At 62.8% G+C, this 14,338-nt stretch carries 17 protein-coding genes and 1 tRNA gene; 10 read left to right on the top strand and 8 right to left on the bottom strand.

Features of this window, described 5'->3' with window-relative positions; all coding sequences use genetic code 11:
- Position 1 precedes the first annotated feature (1 nt).
- The 5 genes from EN859_RS02850 (at position 2) to EN859_RS02830 (ending at position 4,006) form a co-directional block, all read left to right on the top strand.
- Entirely contained in the window at positions 2-199 is a 198-nt protein-coding gene (locus EN859_RS02850) for a hypothetical protein (protein ID WP_127856062.1), read from the top strand.
- 119 nt (positions 200-318) lie between these two features.
- A complete protein-coding gene (locus EN859_RS02845; RefSeq protein WP_127856061.1) occupies positions 319-2,424 on the top strand; it encodes a molybdopterin oxidoreductase family protein in 2,106 nt (701 codons plus the stop codon).
- Between the two features lie 416 nt (positions 2,425-2,840).
- Positions 2,841-3,134, top strand: coding sequence for a DUF680 domain-containing protein (locus EN859_RS02840; RefSeq protein ID WP_127856060.1), 294 nt, complete (start codon positions 2,841-2,843; stop codon positions 3,132-3,134).
- Positions 3,135-3,453: 319 nt separating this feature from the next.
- Positions 3,454-3,705: a DUF680 domain-containing protein gene (locus EN859_RS02835; RefSeq protein ID WP_127856059.1), complete on the top strand. Its 252-nt coding sequence runs from the start codon at positions 3,454-3,456 to the stop codon at positions 3,703-3,705.
- A 46-nt stretch (positions 3,706-3,751) separates the two neighbouring features.
- Positions 3,752-4,006, top strand: coding sequence for a DUF680 domain-containing protein (locus tag EN859_RS02830; protein WP_127856058.1), 255 nt, complete (start codon positions 3,752-3,754; stop codon positions 4,004-4,006).
- A 111-nt stretch (positions 4,007-4,117) separates the two neighbouring features.
- On the opposite strand, the gene EN859_RS02825 is transcribed toward EN859_RS02830, so the two are convergent.
- The 5 genes from EN859_RS02825 to purM all read right to left on the bottom strand — a co-directional run bounded on the left by EN859_RS02825 (position 4,118) and on the right by purM (position 7,105).
- A complete protein-coding gene (locus EN859_RS02825) occupies positions 4,118-4,633 on the bottom strand; it encodes a histidine phosphatase family protein (RefSeq protein ID WP_127856057.1) in 516 nt (171 codons plus the stop codon).
- A 48-nt stretch (positions 4,634-4,681) separates the two neighbouring features.
- Positions 4,682-5,023, bottom strand: a complete 342-nt coding sequence (locus tag EN859_RS02820; protein ID WP_127856056.1) for a type II toxin-antitoxin system HicB family antitoxin — start codon at positions 5,021-5,023, stop codon at positions 4,682-4,684.
- Positions 5,020-5,274 carry a type II toxin-antitoxin system HicA family toxin gene (locus EN859_RS02815; protein ID WP_127856055.1) on the bottom strand — a complete coding sequence of 85 codons (255 nt, stop codon included), beginning with the start codon at positions 5,272-5,274 and terminating at the stop codon, positions 5,020-5,022. Before EN859_RS02815 ends, EN859_RS02820 begins: the two co-directional genes overlap by 4 nt.
- 62 nt (positions 5,275-5,336) lie before the next feature.
- Positions 5,337-6,044: a phosphoribosylglycinamide formyltransferase gene (purN, locus tag EN859_RS02810; protein ID WP_127856054.1), complete on the bottom strand. Its 708-nt coding sequence runs from the start codon at positions 6,042-6,044 to the stop codon at positions 5,337-5,339.
- Entirely contained in the window at positions 6,041-7,105 is a 1,065-nt protein-coding gene (gene purM / locus EN859_RS02805; protein ID WP_127856053.1) for a phosphoribosylformylglycinamidine cyclo-ligase, read from the bottom strand. The genes purN and purM overlap by 4 nt, the downstream gene beginning before the upstream one ends.
- Positions 7,106-7,290: 185 nt before the next feature.
- Here purM and EN859_RS02800 point away from each other — a divergent pair, with 185 nt between their 5' ends.
- From EN859_RS02800 to hdaA, 3 genes are read left to right on the top strand one after another with little or no spacing between them, the layout of a single operon-like run.
- The gene (locus EN859_RS02800) at positions 7,291-7,848 is read left to right on the top strand and encodes a CDP-alcohol phosphatidyltransferase family protein (RefSeq protein ID WP_127856133.1); all 558 of its coding nucleotides are present in this window, start codon (positions 7,291-7,293) and stop codon (positions 7,846-7,848) included.
- Positions 7,820-9,019 (top strand): AI-2E family transporter, encoded by a 1,200-nt coding sequence (locus tag EN859_RS02795; protein ID WP_127856052.1) that lies wholly within the window; start codon positions 7,820-7,822, stop codon positions 9,017-9,019. The genes EN859_RS02800 and EN859_RS02795 overlap by 29 nt, the downstream gene beginning before the upstream one ends.
- Before the next feature lie 5 nt (positions 9,020-9,024).
- On the top strand, positions 9,025-9,726 hold the full coding sequence (hdaA, locus tag EN859_RS02790; RefSeq protein ID WP_127856051.1) for a DnaA regulatory inactivator HdaA: 702 nt from the start codon (positions 9,025-9,027) through the stop codon (positions 9,724-9,726).
- Between the two features lie 266 nt (positions 9,727-9,992).
- Here hdaA and EN859_RS02785 read toward each other — a convergent pair whose 3' ends face one another.
- Complete coding sequence (locus EN859_RS02785; RefSeq protein ID WP_127856050.1) at positions 9,993-10,817, bottom strand: class I SAM-dependent methyltransferase; 825 nt, start codon at positions 10,815-10,817, stop codon at positions 9,993-9,995.
- Between the two features lie 200 nt (positions 10,818-11,017).
- Entirely contained in the window at positions 11,018-12,043 is a 1,026-nt protein-coding gene (locus tag EN859_RS02780) for a GlxA family transcriptional regulator (RefSeq protein ID WP_127856049.1), read from the bottom strand.
- A gap of 151 nt (positions 12,044-12,194) precedes the next feature.
- On the opposite strand from EN859_RS02780, the gene EN859_RS02775 reads away from it, so the two are divergent.
- Together EN859_RS02775 and EN859_RS02770 are read left to right on the top strand one after the other, a co-directional pair.
- Complete coding sequence (locus EN859_RS02775) at positions 12,195-13,022, top strand: alpha/beta hydrolase (protein ID WP_189501650.1); 828 nt, start codon at positions 12,195-12,197, stop codon at positions 13,020-13,022.
- Positions 13,023-13,185: 163 nt separating this feature from the next.
- A complete protein-coding gene (locus tag EN859_RS02770; protein ID WP_127856047.1) occupies positions 13,186-13,845 on the top strand; it encodes an integrase core domain-containing protein in 660 nt (219 codons plus the stop codon).
- Positions 13,846-13,930: 85 nt separating this feature from the next.
- On the opposite strand, the gene EN859_RS02765 is transcribed toward EN859_RS02770, so the two are convergent.
- Positions 13,931-14,007 (bottom strand) — tRNA-Pro (locus tag EN859_RS02765).
- Positions 14,008-14,338 lie beyond the last annotated feature (331 nt).

Below are 14,338 nucleotides of genomic sequence, written 5' to 3'. Positions count from 1 at the left end.
CATGTCGACAAACCTGTGGATCAAAGCTGCCAGTATTTTGGCAATCAATTTCGAAGCTGTCGTAAAATGCCCTGAATGTGGAGACGGCAATCTGCTGGTCATCGATGCCGGGGCAGGAACAACCCATGTCGAGCGCCACATGCACTGTCCAAAATGCGGTGCCTATAATGCGCTGCTCAAGAATATTGGCGACACATAACCAGCTCAAGGTTTTGCACCGTGGCGACACTCAGACAGTGGCCGGAGGCGCGCGGCGATCCAGAGCGAGCGTTGCCTCTGGCCCTACACCTCACCCACGGAACCCACTAACCTCGCCCCATGAATCAGCACGCCAAGCTCAGGATCGGCAATTCGACCTGCCCGCATGATTGCCCGTCGACCTGCGCGCTCGAGGTCGAGTTGCTCGATGAAAAGCGCATCGGCCGTATCCATGGCGCCAAGGCCAATAGCTACACGGCCGGCGTCATCTGCGCCAAGGTCGCCCGCTATGCCGATCGCATCCATCATCCCGACCGGCTCAAGAAGCCGCTGATCCGTGCCGGCGGCAAGGGCGAGGGCGCCTGGAAGGAAGCAAGCTGGGAGGCAGCGCTCGACCTCGTCGCCGAAAAGTTCATAGCCGCGGAAGAGAAACACGGCAGCGAAACGGTCTGGCCCTATTACTATGCCGGCACGATGGGGCTGGTGCAGCGCGACGGCATCGAGCGGCTCAGGCACGCGAAAAAATACTCCGGCTTCTTCGGTTCGATCTGCACCAACCTGGCCTGGACCGGCTGGATGATGGGGGCGGGCGCGCTGCGCGGGCCCGATCCGCGCGAGATGGCGAAATCCGACTGCGTGGTGATCTGGGGCACCAATGCCGTGGTCACGCAGGTCAACGTCATGACCCATGCGACCAAGGCGCGCAAGGAGCGCGGCGCCAAGATCGTCGTCATCGACGTCTACGAAAACGCCACTGTTAAGCAGGCCGATCTTGGCCTGGTGCTGAAGCCCGGCACCGATGGCGCGCTGGCTTGCGCGGTCATGCATGTGCTGTTCCGCGACGACATGGCCGACCGCGCCTATCTCCAGAAATATACCGATGACCCGCATGGGCTGGAAGCGCATGTCAGGACAAGGACGCCTGCGTGGGCGGCTGATATCACCGGGCTCACGGTCGCGGAGATCGAGGCCTTCGCCCGCCTCGTCGGCCAGACGAAGAAGACTTACTTCCGCCTCGGCTACGGCTTCTCGCGCCAGCGCAACGGCTCGGTCAACATGCACGCCGCGGCCTCGATCGCCGCGGTCACCGGCTGCTGGCAGTACGAGGGCGGTGGCGCCTTCCATTCCAATTCGGGTATCTTCAAGCTCAACCAGGATGTGCTCGAAGGCACACGGATGCGCGACCCCAATATCCGCCATCTCGACCATTCGCGCATCGGCCCGGTGCTGACTGGGGCGGTGGATGCGCTTTATGGCGGCCCGCCGGTGACGGCGCTGCTGGTCCAGAACACCAATCCGGTCAATGTCGCGCCTGAGCAGCGGCTGGTGAAGCAGGGTTTCTTGCGCGACGATTTGTTTTCCTGCGTGCACGAGCAGTTCATGACCGACACCGCGAAACTAGCTGATGTCGTGCTGCCGGCGACCATGTTCCTCGAGCACGACGACATCTACAAGGGCGGCGGCAACCAGCACATCACGCTGGGGCCGAAGCTGATCGATCCACCGGAAGGGCCGCGCGCCAACCATTTCGTCATTGAGGAACTCGGCAAACGGCTCGGCGTCGCCGATAGGCCGGGCTTCGGGCTCACTGAGCAGCAGCATATCGACATCATTTTGGGCAAGCGCGGGCTGGGCAGCTTTGCCTCTCTGAAGGAAGATAAATGGGTCGACTTGCAGCCGGATTTCGAGGCTGCGCATTTCATCAGCGGATTTGGCCACGCAGACGGAAAATTCCATTTCCGTGCCGACTGGACTGGGCAGGCCGCGCCCAACCGGCCGCCGAAAAGCATGGGCCTGTTCGGACCGGTGGAAAGCCTGCCTGTCTTCCCCGACCACGTCGACCTGATCGAGGTGGCGGACGAGGCGCATCCGTTCCGGCTGACGACATCGCCGGCGCGCAATTTCCTCAACTCGACTTTTTCGGAGACGCCGGTGTCGAGGGCCAAAGAGGGCCGGCCTGGACTGTTGCTGCATCCCGACGACGCGGCGGCACTCGGGCTTGCCGACGGCGGCCGTGTCGAGGTCGGCAATGCGCGCGGCGAGGTGGTGCTGCACGCCAAACTCTTCAACGGCATCAAGCGCGGCGTAGTGGTCGCCGAAGGCATCTGGCCGAACAGCGCCCACGAGCGCGGCGAGGGCATCAACGTGCTGACCGGCGCCGACGCACCGGCACCCTATGGCGGCGCGGCGCTCCACGACAACAAGGTCTGGCTGCGGGCGCTTTGACGGGATCGCCGGCCTTGCCCCAGCCGATCAAGTGGGGGAGATGTCCGGCAGGACAGAGGGGCGCCTCAAGCAAACCTTCAGCGTGATTCTTACCAAGTTGTAATAAATCGAACCGATCGGTTCGTTTTCTGTTAACTCAGCGTGCAAGACCTTGTGAACGCCGGCTCAGGAAATGCACTCGTCCTGCGACAGCCAAATCTCGTAACAACCTGATAATGCTGACAAAGATTGTGGCGAAGGGAGCTTTACGGCGGATTTCAAGCGCGCGATTCGGCGCACGGGCTCAACATCTTCGTGATTGGAAACTGCAGCACTGCCAACCCACCTCGGGGGTGTCCGAACAACGCGAATTCCTCCCAAGGCACGCCTCTTGACGGACAAGAAAACGAAAACATGAAAATACTGGAGTATCTGAAATGACCAAGATTGCTCTCACCGCCGCCGCCTTCCTCCTTGCTACCGGCACTGCTTTTGCCGCCAGCGATCATTATGGTTCGGACGGCGTCAACCAGCCGGCCGCGCCTGTTGGCCCGGCCACGTCTGTTGGCAATGTCGACAACACGTTCACGGGTTCGATCAGCAGGCTGGTCACCACGGGTCAGCACAGTGCCGTCAACCCCAGGGTGGAGACCCAGTATGGCGCTTCGGCTGTACCCGGCGCGACCCAATCCGGTCCGGCCGAATCCGGCCAGGGCATCTGGGGCCGCTAATTCTTCAAACCCCGGAAATTATACAAAGAGCGGCGGGCTAGGCCCGCCGTTCTTGTTTTTGTGAAGACGCAGGTAGAGCACAAATCCTTCGGCCACACTCAATCAAGGCTGCAATCCTCCCCGATCAAGACAGAGCCGCACACCACGCAAATCCTTCGCCACCGACACCTACACGAGGTCGGGCAGGTCCTTCGAATCCCGGCAATACGCAAAAACATCTCCGCATCCGGGAATAAAACCGGGCCGTCCAGGGTCTTGTTGGTAGCGGGCCATCCTCCCAAGGCGCCGACTGACAGACAGAACAAAGGAAACACTGAAAATGACCAGGATCGTTCTTACAGCAGCCGCCATTTTCGTTGCCACGGGCAGCGCCTTTGCTGGCAGCGACCACTACGGCTCCGATAATGCAAACCAGCCGGTTGCCAATGTCGACAATGCGTTCACGGCTTCCGTCCGCAAGCCGGACACGGCGCAACCTAGCGGCGTCGACACCATGATAACGACCGGATTCGGCCAAGGCGTCCTGGACATCATCGCCAGGCACAATAACGACGGCATTTGGGGCCGTTGATCGCGGCGACGACCATTTGATCCTCGAAAGATCAGGGACGGTTGAAATGACCAGGATCTCACTAATCACCACCGCTATGCTCGTTGCCACGGGCAGCGCCTTTGCTGGCAGCGACCACTACGGCTCCGATAATGCAAACCATCCGGCCGCGCTTGTTGCCAATGTCGACAACGCGTTCGTGGCTTCCGTCCGCAGGCCGGCCATGGGTCGGCATGACGGCGTCGACACCAGGATGATGACCGGACCGGGTATCACCGAAGCCTGGCCAGTTGAGCCCGGCCAGGGCATCTGGGGCAACTGATTTTTTTAATCTCTGAATATGAAGCGGCGGGCTTGCCCCGCCGCCTTTTTTTGGATGGGAACACGTAAACCGCGGGCGATCCCGTCCCTCCAACCTGTCAGCCGATATTCGCTACCGCAGATCCTTCGGCCTGATGCAGTGCGTCAGCCGGGCGGCGCCGAGGGCGAGCTGTGCCCAGTCACCGTCGAAAACGAAACGGGCAACGGCCGTGGTCGGGAATTTTTCCTCAAGCTTTCTGAGCGCCGCTTCATCCGATCCGGTGCCGGCAAGGCGGCGTGCGAATTCCTCCAGGCCGGGATTGTGGCCGAGCACCAACAGGCTGGCGGTTGATGAATTTGCCTGCCGCACCTTGGCGAGAATATCTGCCGCGCTGGCCTCGTAGAGTGCCTGGGCAAATTTGGCGGGTGTTTTGCCCGGCAATTCCGCCGAGACCAGCCGCCATGTGTCGCGGGTGCGCAACGCCGGCGACACCAGCGCCAGGTCCGGCAGCCAGCCGCGCCTGGCCAGTTCGCGCCCGACCCGCAGAGCAGCCTTCTGCCCGCGCCCCGCAAGCGGCCGGTCGAAGTCGATAAGGTCAGGATCGTCCCAACTCGACTTGGCATGACGCAGCAGCAGCAGTTGCTTCATTGATCCGGCCTTTGGGCTTCAACGCCGATAGTGGCAAGGCGCCTGGATTCAGGCGATCTGCTTGTCGGCAGCCTCGCGCAAGACCTCTTCTCCCCACTGGTTCAGGCTCTTGCCAGCAACTTCCGCTGCCAGCGCTACTTTCGAGTGGACCGACGGGTCGACGCGCAGCATGAGATTGCCGGAATAGGGCTTTTGCGGGGACTTGCCGATTTTCGCGCAGGTTTCGATATAATCGTCCACGGCTTCATGGAAGGCTGCTTTCAGTCCCGCAACCGTTTCCGCATGGAACGACACACCGTCGCGAATTCCGGCAATTCGGCCGAAGAAAATCTCGTCGTCGTCGTCATAATCGACGCGGGCGGAATAGCCCCTGTAGGTCATCGCATTCATGGCTTCACTCCGATCCTCGACAGGAATTGGCGAGCATCTCGCACCTGATATCGTTTCGCTTCCTTTGACGGGTGTGGTCGATGGAAGGTTTCGACCTCGCCCTTGAACACAAAACGCACGCGCGAACCGCTTCCCTCAATTACCTGGCAACCGACTGCAATCAGCAATGTTTCGATAGCGATCCATTCGATGCTGCCTGAGATCGGATCGGTGAATATCGCTTTGAGCACGCGCTTGTGCTTGCTGTTCATGCAAGCACAGATAGGCGAATATGGCCGGAATTGCAATCAAATTATGATTGCATGAATCCTTCTCAGGGCGTGATCCGCGCCAGGTGCTCGAGATCGGCCTCCTCGCGCAGCGGGTCGGGCGCCATCACTACGGAAGTGCTGTTGTCGGCATCGTCGGCGAAACGGGCAAAGACGGTGCGGTCGCCTTCCATGCGTGCCTTGCCTTCGGCGACCAACCCCAGAGCCAGCGGATAGAGCCGGTGCTCGGCCTTGAGCACGCGCGCCGCCAGGGTGTCCTCATTATCGCCGACCATCACCGGCACGGCGGCCTGGGCGATGATCGGCCCGCCGTCCATGTCCAGCGTGACGAAATGCACCGTGCAGCCATGGATGCGCATGCCGGCGCGCAGCGCCCGGGCGTGGGTGTCGAGGCCCTTGAAGGCCGGCAACAGGGCAGGGTGGATATTGATCATCCGGCCCTGCCATTTCTCGACGAAACGTGCACCGAGGATGCGCATATAGCCGGCCAGCGCCACGATCTCGGCGCCGAACGAAACAAGGGCAGCGTCGATCGCCCCGTCATGGGCTTCCTTGCTGGCATGGTCGGAGCGCGAAATCACCTTGGTGGCGATGCCGCGCGCCGTGGCGATGGCGAGGCCGGCGGCGTTAGGACGGTCGGAGATGACGCCGACGATCTCGGCCGGATAGGCCGGGTCGCTGGCCGCCGCGATGAGCGCGGTCATGTTGGAGCCGCGTCCCGAGATCAGCACTACCGTGCGTTTTTTTCTCATAGGCCGATCGAGCCCCTATAGATCACGCCGGCGTCGCGGCGCGGCACGATGCGGCCGATCGGCGTCACCGTCTCGCCGGCCTCCTGCAAGACGGCCGCGACCTGCGCCGCCTGGCCGGAGGCGACGGCGAGGATCATGCCGATGCCGCAGTTGAAGGTGCGCATCATCTCTTCCGCCGCCACGCCGCCGCTCTTCGCCAGCCACGAGAACACCGGCGGCACCTCAATGGCGTCGAGGTCGAGTTCGGCCGAAAAGTCCTTAGGCAGGACGCGCGGGATGTTTTCGGGAAAGCCGCCACCGGTAATGTGGGCGAGCGCCTTGATGCCGTGCGTGTTACGGATGGCCTTCAGGATCGACTTGACGTAGATGCGGGTCGGTTCGAGCAGCGCCTCGGCCAGCGTGGCCTCGTCATTGAACGGCGCCGGATCGCTCCAGTTGAGCCCGCTTGTCGCGACAATGCGGCGGACCAGAGAAAAGCCGTTCGAGTGCAGGCCGGAGGAGGCGAGGCCGAGCAGCACGTCGCCCTCGACGATGTCGTCTGTGGGCAGCAGCTGGCCGCGTTCGGCCGCGCCCACGGCAAAGCCGGCAAGATCGTAGTCCTTGCCGTGATACATGCCCGGCATTTCCGCCGTCTCGCCGCCGATCAGCGCGCAGCCGGCCTGCCGGCAACCCGCGGCGATGCCGCCGACGATCGAGGCTCCCTGGTCGGGGTCGAGCTTGCCGGTGGCGAAATAGTCGAGGAAGAACAGCGGCTCGGCGCCCTGCACGACGATGTCGTTGACGCACATGGCGACGAGGTCGATGCCGATCGTGTCGTGCTTGCCGGCATCGATGGCGATCTTCAGCTTGGTGCCGACGCCGTCATTGGCGGCGACCAGCACCGGATCGGCAAAGCCGGCGGCCTTGAGGTCGAACAGGCCGCCAAAACCGCCGATCTCGCCATCGGCGCCCGGCCGGCGCGTCGCCCGCACCAGCGGCTTGATCTTCTCGACCATCAGATTGCCGGCATCGATGTCGACACCCGCCTCGGCATAGGTGAGCCCGTTCTTGCGCTTGCCCATCACTCTTTTCCTGCTTTCCCGGGCTCTTCGCATGAACGGCTGCGCCTCGCAAGGATGACGACGAAATGCCGGGCTTTTTCGGCGCGACAATAGCGTGGCCAAGCAGCTTCTGCACCGCTTCTCCCTTGCCGCGGCGCTCCATCTCCATCATGTATGATCAAAACATAAAGCGACGGGACATGCGTTTGACCATCCCCAACATGATCACGATCATGCGCTTCGTGCTGGTGCCGGCCGTGGTGCTGGCCATGCTGCAGGCGCGCTGGGACTGGGCCTTTGCCGGCTTCCTCATCGCCGGCATTTCCGACGCCGTCGACGGTTTCATCGCCCGCCATTTCAACCAGTTTTCGCGGCTCGGCGCCTATCTGGATCCGATGGCCGACAAGTTGCTGCTGGTCTCGGTGTTCGTGGTGATGGGGTTCATCGGCGAATTGCCGCTGTGGCTGGTCGTCACCATGGTATCGCGCGACGGACTGATCGTCTGCGCCGTTGTCTTGTCCACCGTCATGAGCCATCCGGTCGAGATGAAGCCGCTGTTGGTGTCGAAGGCCAATACCGCCATCCAGATCGTGCTGGCGGCGATCGTGCTGGGCGAGCTCGCCTTTGACATCAGCTTCGATCCGCTGAGGCCGGTGCTCATATTGCTGTCCGGGGTCTTGACCGTGGCTTCGGCCGCAGCCTATCTCGTGGCTTGGCTGAGGCATATGAGCGGCTATGGCGAAGGCTCCACACCGGGCACCTGACGATCGGTCCATCGACGCGGAGGCCGAGGCGACGGCAGCCGAGGCTGCGGCGTCGGCGACGTTTCGCCGCCAGATCCGTTTCTGGCTGATCACCGCCATTATCCTCGCCATCTTCCTCTATGTTTTCAGCGGCATTCTCCTGCCCTTCGTCGCCGGCATGGTGCTCGCCTATTTCCTCGATCCAGTCGCCGACCGGCTGCAGCGGCTCGGCCTGTCCAGGCTGATGGCGACGGTGGTCATTCTCATCGCCTTCATCGTCGTGCTGGTGCTGGCCTTCGTCATCCTTGTCCCGGTGCTGGCGACGCAGATGGCCGATTTCGCCGGCAAGCTGCCGGAATACCTGACCAGGCTGCAGACGCTGATCACCAGCTTCGATCCGAAATGGCTGGAGGAGAAATTCGGCGTCAACGCCAGCGGCCTGCGCGAGGGGCTGAATTCGCTGCTGACCTCCGGCTTCGGCCTGCTGACTACCGTGTTCACCTCGATCTGGAGCTCCGGCGTGGCGCTGGTCTCGGTGGTCAGCCTGTTCGTGGTCACCCCGGTCGTCGCCTTCTACATGCTGCTCGACTGGGATCGCATGGTGGCGATCGTCGACAGCTGGGTGCCGCGCGACTACGTCCAGACGGTGCGAGCGATCGCCAGGGACATCAACACCGCTACCGCCGGCTTCGTGCGCGGCCAGGGCACGCTCTGCCTGGTGTTAGGGGCCATGTATGCCACCGGCCTGACGCTGACCGGGCTCAATTTCGCCATCCTAATTGGCCTGTTCGCCGGGCTGATCTCCTTCATCCCCTATGTCGGCTCGCTGACCGGGCTGGTGCTCGCCGTCGGCGTCGCCTTCGTCCAGTTCTGGCCCGACTGGACCATGGTGGTCGCAGTTGCCGGCGTGTTCTTTGTCGGTCAGTTCATCGAGGGCAACATCCTGCAGCCGAGGCTGGTCGGCAAAAGCGTCGGCCTGCATCCGGTGTGGCTGATGTTTTCGCTGTTTGCCTTCGGCGCGCTGTTCGGCTTCGTCGGCCTGCTGATCGCCGTGCCGGCCTCGGCCGCCGTTGCCGTGCTGGTGCGGTTTGCCATAGCGCGCTATCTCGAATCGCCGCTCTACAAGGGCCACGCCGATGAGCCGGTGCCGCCGCTGCCGGCTCGCCGCCGCAACGAGCCCCGTCCACGCTGAGCCGCATGCCGGACCAACCCGAAACGCCGCGCCAGTTGCCGCTCGATCTTGGCCACGGCACCGGCTATTCGCGCGATGAGCTTGTCGTCTCCGGCACCAACAGCCAGGCGGTGGCGCTGGTCGACCGCTGGCCGGACTGGCCCTCACCGGTGGTGGTGCTTGCCGGCCCGGCCGGCTGCGGCAAGACCCATCTGGCCTCGATCTGGCAGGCCCGCGCCGGCGCCTTGAAGGTCGATGCAAACCGCATCGCCGACTGCATCGCAAATCTCGGCGCCCACCCGGCTCTGATCGACGATGTCGATGCCGGCCCGGTCGACGAACAGGACCTGTTCCATCTGATCAATGCCGTGCGCGGCGCCGGCTCGACCTTGCTGCTGACCGCGCGACGCTTTCCATCCGCCTGGGGTGTCAGGCTGCCCGACCTTGCATCCAGGCTGAAGGCCGCGGCGACGGTCGAGATCCACGAGCCGGACGACCTGTTGCTGGCCGGCGTCATCACCAAGCTGTTTGCCGACCGCCAGGTCGAGGTCGAGCCGCATGTCGTGCAGTATCTGGTGCGCCGCATCGAGCGCTCGCTGGCCACCGCCATGCGGGTGGTGGAGCGGCTCGACCGCACCGCGCTGGAGCGCAAGACGCCGATCACGCGCGCACTCGCCGCCGAAACCGTTAGCGCCATGGATGAAGGGCAGGGCGAGTTCGAGATCTAGGCGGTGGGAGCACTTACCTCCTCCCACAAGAAGGGAGAAGGAAAAAAGCCTTGGCCGCTGTCCCATTTCGGGAAACAAGGACTGGCATCTGTTTTGCACCTACGAGCTTGCCGGCTAATCCCGGTCCTGATTGCGTTCCAAATCAGGTGTAGGCTCGCCGGGACACGGGGCGGATGGGGTTCTTTTCCCGGCGAGCTTGCCATCAGATGCATGTTCAGCGGATGACGCTGGTGATGTGTGTCGGGACGGGCCGCGTCCCTGTGGCTCTATCGAGCTTTGGTGTGCGCCAGCACGGCAACACTTCGTAGCGCTCCCACAGCAAGGCTCTTGATGTAGTTCCTGCGTCGCTCGACAAAGTCCGCACCCAAAACGATCTCGTTGACGACGATCTGTTCCGCTGTGGGCCTAACGCCGGCCCGTTGCGCCGCGAGCGCCAGCTCGACATGAGCGTCCGTCTCGTCGGCCCAATCGAGGATCTCAAATCCCGCCGTCAAAAAATTCTGACGCAGCGTTGTCGCGTCGACCACGTGGCTCGCCTCGGGCATTCTGGCCCATGGCAGCGGAAATTGAGGGTCGCCGCTACCGGCGACGACTTCGGTCCACAGCAAACGGCCGCCGGGCTTCAAGACACGCTGGATCTCCTGCAGGACCGCTGTCTTGGCGGCAACGTTCATCCCGACATAAAAGCAGATTGCTGCATCGAAACTGCCATCGGCAAACGGCAAGGCGGTCGCATTCCCGACGACATAATCGGCCTTTTCCGAGAGCCCGACGCGCGCCGTCAGCTCAATCGATGCTTCGACGAATTGCGGGGTCAGGTCGATGCCTGTCACCCTCGCGCCGGTCATAGCCGCAACGAAGCGTGCAGGTCCGCCGACGCCGCTGCCGATATCGATTATCCGCCAATCGTCCTGTGGCGCCAGACGTTCGACGTGGTCGCGGGTGGCAGCCAATTCACGGCCGTGCAATTGGTCGTAGGGGAAGAGCATCTCTGGGCTCAGGTCGCCTCCGTCCTGTTTGCCGACCGCTGCCAGAATGCGAGCCGCAATTGCGTTGCTGCCATAGTGCGAGACCACATCGGTTTCTGCCATCGCGTGCTCCTTGATTTTATGGGACGCTAAACCACCCCGGCAGCGAAGGCGATAGGCGCGATCCGATTTCATTGCTGCCCGGGGGCATTTTCGGACCGCTCGCTCGGCGGTGCGCGAGGCGCCTCAGGTGGGCTTCCGTTTAAGCCTGATCTCCTTCATCAGGCGTCCAGTGGGTGCGAGGATCGCCACCATGCCATAACTCAGCTTTCGCCGCCGGGCAGGGCGGCTCGTTCCACGCCGAAGCGCCTGCGGTAGTCGCCCGGCACCAGGCCGGTTACCCTGGCGAACACTTTCCTGAAGGAGCCGGGATCGTCATAGCCGACATCCCAGGCGATCTGGTCGATGGACCGTGTCGTCGCTTCCAGCATCTCGCGCGCTTTGCCGACGCGCAGGTGCTGGCAGTATTCGGTCGGCCTGAGGCCGGTGGCGTTGCGGAAGCGGCGCAGGAAAGTGCGCTCCTCCAGACCGGCGTGCTCTGCCATGGCGCCAAGCGTCACATCGCGCGCGCCTCTCGCCTGCAGCCAGTGCTGCACCTTGAGGATGGCCTCGTCACCATGGTTCAGCCTGGGAGCAAAGGGGCTGTACAAGCGTTGCTCGCGCCCCGGCGGGTCCACCAGCATGAAACGCGCCGTGTCCATCATGACGGTCGGCCCAAGCACCCTGTCCACCAGCTTCAGGCCGAGATCGGTCCAGGCCATGTAGCCGCCGGCGGTGATGATGTCGCCATCATCGATGACCAGCTTGTCGGCGTCGAGCAGGATGTCGGGAAAGCGCATCGCCAGAGCGTCCCGATAGGCCCAGTGCGTGGTCGCCGCCCGGCCCGACAGCAGGCCGCTTTCGGCAAGCACGAAGGCGCCGGCGCAGACCGAGCCGAGCGTCGCGCCTGCCGCATGGCAGGCCCTGAGCCAGTCGGCATAGGGCGCGGCCGCCTCGCGAGCGATCGGCTCAAAAAGGGTCGGAGGCAGGATGACCATGGCGGGTCCGTTGCCCGGGCTTGGCTCGCTTTGCCCGGGCTCGCTGTCCCCGAACTCGCTGTCAAAGGCACGGATGACGGCGCCCTCCTGCAAGTGCCAATGGCTGACGCGAAGCCTGAGTGCATCCAGCGACCGATCGGCAGCCAGTCGGTTGGCCAGCAGGAAGAGATCGGTCAGGCCGAGGACGGCCGCTTCCTGAACGCCTGGATACACAACAAGCCCGATTTCGACCACATCACGCGCAGTGCTCATCCGTCAGGTTTCCGTTGTCAGTTTTGCCATGTTCAATGTCTGTTTTGCCAATCCTCACCATGACTCCGCTGTAATAGCTTTGTCCACAGAAGGAACGAACACCTTCCCGACGGACCACCCAATTCAACCCATGGATCAAGGAGTACGATGGATGAGCACGTTCACCACAGCGGACGGCACCGAGATTTTCTACAAGGATTGGGGCAAGGGCCAGCCGATCGTGTTCCATCACGGCTGGCCGCTCAGCGCCGATGACTGGGACAACCAGATGCTGTTCTTCCTGGAGAAGGGCTATCGCGTCATCGCCCACGACCGGCGCGGGCATGGCCGCTCGTCACAGACCGCGACCGGCAACGAGATGGACACCTATGCCGCCGACGTCGCCGGCCTGGTCGCGCATCTCGATCTGAAGAACGCCATCCATATCGGCCACTCCACCGGCGGCGGCGAGGTTGCACGTTATGTCGCCCGGCATGGCGGCGGCGGTCGCGTCGCCAAGGCGGTGCTGATCGGCGCGGTGCCGCCGATCATGGTCAAGTCCGACAGCAATCCGGGCGGCCTGCCGATTGAGGTGTTTGACGGCTTCCGCGCCGCGCTGGTCGCCAACCGCGCCGAATTCTACAGGGATGTGCCGGCGGGCCCGTTCTACGGCTTCAACCGCGACGGTGCCAAGGTCTCGCAAGGGGCCGTCGACAATTGGTGGCGCCAGGGCATGATGGGCGGCGCCAAGGCGCATTACGACTGCATCAAGGCTTTTTCCGAGACCGACTTCACCGACGACCTCAAGAAGCTCGACGTGCCCGTCCTGATCATGCACGGCGACGACGACCAGATCGTGCCGATCGCCGACTCGGCTTTGCTTGCGGCCAAGCTCGTGAAGTACGGCACGCTTAAGGTCTACAAGGGCCTGCCGCATGGCATGTGCACCACCCACCCGGAAATCATCAATCCGGATCTTCTGGCGTTCATCCGCAGCTGACGCTTCCGAAGGCGGGGCACGCCCGGACATCCCGGGCTGCCCGCCGGTCGCTTGAGCATGCTTGGCGGCGACAGGACCGGGCACGACGCGCCTTGCGCCGGCGACGCCAGCGCAAGGCAGATGGCCCGCGTGATCGCCAGGCTCCCATTTCGATTTTGCCGGCGTGTCCGAGGGCGCGCCGATCGCGATCCGCTTCGCTGCGGCCTATCCGCAGCGCGCACACTCGCTGGTGCTCTATGGCGGCTACGCGCATTTCCACAAATGGGTGACGTCGCCCTCACGCCTCCGGGTTTTCATCGACACCGCCGAAGCGGGTTGGGGCCGTGGTGCAACGCTGCCGCATTTTGCTCCTGGGCGCGTCGACGATCAGCGTTTTTCCAATTGGTGGGCGCTTCGAACGGCTGTCGACAAGTCCGAGCTGGCGATCGCTGCGCTCGAGCAAGCGATTGCGGTGCGCCGACCTCCGCCGGGCAGCGTCATCCATCACAGCGATGGCGGCGTGCAATATGCCTGCGCCGAATACGCTGCACGACTTGCAGCACATCGCATCCAGCCGAGCATGAGCCGGATTGGCAATCCTTATGACAATGCCAAGGCTGAGCGCTTCATGCGAACGCTGAAGGAGGAAGAGGTCGATGGCCGAGCCTATCGCGAAATCATCGATGCCAAGAAAAGCATCGGCGAATTCATCGAGCGGGTCTACAACAGGCAGCGCCTGCATTCCGCGCTCGACTATCTCTCGCCGGATGAATACGAAGCCGGCCTAACGCGATTGCGCCAGGATCCCCCAGCCGCAATCCAAAACCTGGAGAACTGTCCCTAATTAGTGTCTCACCCGAGGGGTACAGTCCACCATGTCTTAGGTACAAACTGTTACCCATGTCTCCGGGCCGTACACACCGGAAGAATGGTCGGAGTGGAGAGATTCGAACTCCCGACCCTCTGGTCCCAAACCAGATGCGCTACCAGGCTGCGCTACACTCCGGACTGTGCAATGAGTTGAGGTGCCTAGTGTTTTGGGCGTCTCAACGCAAGCGAAAAATTCACTGCCGAGATTCAATTGGGTTAGAAGAGGTCCAAAGGGCCAGGGACGAAGTCGGAAAGTCTCACCCAAGTCCCACAGGCGCAGCGAGCTGCAAAATTGCTCAGGAATCCTTTCTATTATGATCCCATATCTGCAATCAACTAATCTTACTGAGTCAGAAAGTCGCGGATGCGGGGGATTCGAGCTGGTCGCAGATTTGTTAGCGTGCTGATTCGTGATCAGGGAAGCGCGCCATGCCTGACTGGAGAGCCGAGAGTGAAGCCGCATTTGA

It is taken from the genome of Mesorhizobium sp. M00.F.Ca.ET.216.01.1.1, assembly GCF_004010325.2.
Lineage (GTDB): Bacteria > Pseudomonadota > Alphaproteobacteria > Rhizobiales > Rhizobiaceae > Mesorhizobium.
This window is presented reverse-complemented; position numbering and strand designations above follow the sequence as displayed.